The organism is Microcoleus sp. A6-C6, from assembly GCF_036705955.1.
Taxonomy (GTDB): Bacteria; Cyanobacteriota; Cyanobacteriia; order Cyanobacteriales; family Microcoleaceae; genus Microcoleus.
The window spans coordinates 1-2355 of the sequence record NZ_JAUBVR010000169.1 but is presented as its reverse complement, the minus strand read 5'-3'; the positions used below and the strand labels follow the sequence as shown (position 1 = coordinate 2355).

At 44.0% G+C, this 2355-nt stretch carries 1 protein-coding gene; it reads right to left on the bottom strand.

Going from position 1 to position 2355, the window contains the following annotated elements; all coding sequences use genetic code 11:
• Positions 1–70: 70 nt before the first annotated feature.
• Complete coding sequence (locus QUB52_RS28925; RefSeq protein WP_332976341.1) at positions 71–2314, bottom strand: GAF domain-containing sensor histidine kinase; 2244 nt, start codon at positions 2312–2314, stop codon at positions 71–73.
• Positions 2315–2355: the final 41 nt, after the last annotated feature.

The window sequence follows — 2355 nt, the reverse complement described above, 5'->3', positions numbered from 1 at the left end:
GTTATTATTGGCGGAAAGTTAATGATGGGTTTGTTGAATGAGTCTGAATGTCAGGGAAAAGTTAATCTGTTTATTTTCCCTGAAGGGGTAAGGTGATGATAAATTCTGTTCCCGATCCCAGTATAGAATTAACGTTCAGGGAACCGCCATGTTTTTCGACCACAATAGACTTTGCGATCGCCAATCCCAATCCTGTTCCTTTGCCAACGGCTTTTGTAGTAAATAAATGGTCAAATATTTTTTGTTTTACCTCTGAATTCATCCCCTTTCCATTATCAGTAATAGTGATTTTAACCAGATTATTTTCGACGGAGGTTGTAATGGAAATGCAGTTAAAATTCGCCTGAATATCGGCAAAAGTCCGACCTATATTTGATTCATCCAACGCATCTATCGCATTGGCAAGAATATTCATAAACACCTGATTTAATTGACCGGGAAAGCAATTGATCGCCGGAATTTTCCCGTAGTTTGTGACAACTTCAATCGCCGGACGAGTCTCATTAGCTTTGAGGCGATGGCGTAAAATCAAGATGGTACTATCAATCCCTTCGTGGAGGTTGAACTTTTGTTTTTGGTCGCTATCAGCACGGGAGAAAGTGCGGAGACTCTTGCTGATGCTGGTGATGCGATCGCCCCCATCTTTCATCGCTCTGATTAACTTGGGTAAATCAGAGCGTAAATATTCTAGGTCAATTGTCTCTAATTCTTCTTCAATGGTGGGGCTAGGTTGCGGGAGTTCCTCTTGATAGAGGTCAATCAGCCCAAATAGATCATTGATGGAATCTTGGACAGCACCAACGTTGCCAATAATACAGCCGACGGGATTGTTGATTTCGTGAGCGACACCGGCAACTAAGTTACCTAGCGCCGACATTTTTTCACTTTGGACTATTTGTAATTGAGCATTTTGCAAGTCGGTGAGAGTCTGCTGGACTTGATTGTAAAGCCGCGCATTTTCTAGAGAAATAGCCACTTGGGTGCAGAGGAAGTCGAGAATAATGATGCGATCGCTGGTAAACACACCACTGGTTAAGCGATTGTTGAGATACAAAATACCAACCAAATTTCCTTGATTGAGAACGGGTAAACACAGGACACTTTTCGGCTGCTGTAGTGTCAAATAATTATCAATTACGGGTAAATCGGTTTCTAGATCGTCAATCACCACGACTTTGTGAGTGTTTTTGACATATTGAATCAGTTTAACGGGGAGATTGGGGTTATTTTCCAGGGGTTCGGTGTACAGTTCGGTGGCGGTGGGTGTGGCGATCGCCCGTACTTCCCAAACTTGATTCTCCGAAGGTAAGATTAACGCACAGCGATCGCCACCGGAATTTTGCAGAATAATTTGGGTGAGTTGGTAGAGCAGATCCTCTAACTGAATCGTCCTCGCAAGTGCTTGGGAGGCTTTGAGAATGGCAGCAAAATCAAGGGTTGTATTGATGCTAGAACTGCTAGAACTTTTGCGGGTGTTGGAGTGAAGGGAATAGCCGGGAGATGCGATCGTTGATAGTGTGCTTAACATTGTCACCGAGGAGTCTGGCTGCTGTAAAATTGGGCGGAGCAATTCGGGATAGCGGTTTTCCAAATCATCAGTTTTGCCCTTAGCTCCCCAACGGGAATAGCAGTAATAGGCTTCTTGCATATAACCTGCGGCAACTTTCTCTTTACCCCAATTGAGATAGAATTTGGCTGCTAGTTCGTTTGCTAAAGCTTCTTCGTTAATATATTCGTTGGCTTTTGCTCCAAAAATGGCGCGATCGTAACAATCCCCTGCTTCATAGTTCTTTCCTAACACTCGACATTTTTCTGCTTCTACCAAATCCACCTTATGCTGATAATTCATCGGAGCATTCTGCATCGCTCGGCGCAGAATTATTTCATGGCTTGCTGCTTGCTCAAGTATTTCGGCTTGCTGGGGTTCTGGCTGGGTGGGGCAGAGTGCCAAGTGAGTTAGGGCGGCATGAAAATGGAAAATGGGAACGTGAGCCGCTCCCGATAGTGCCATCAAACAGGGCTTGATTTGGGCGATGTAGTCGAGGGCAGCCGGATAATTGCCAAAGTAGTAGGCAACTATCAGTTTGTAGAGGTAGGTCATGGCGATTATCGAGAAATTGTTATTCTGGTGGTGCTTTGGCAGCATCACTGTTTCATCGTAGCTAGTCCCAATTAAGCGATCGGGTTGGTTCACCGTTTCTCTCAAATGCTGTATCGCTTGACGTGTAATGTCTAAATAAATCTGTGCTGAATTCTGTTTCACCTGGGCGAAGTTAGCACTAGACCTCCTGCGAAAGTCTGATATAATTGTCAAATAAATAGAAGTTCAACGCATCAAAAATGAGTTACGAAAAA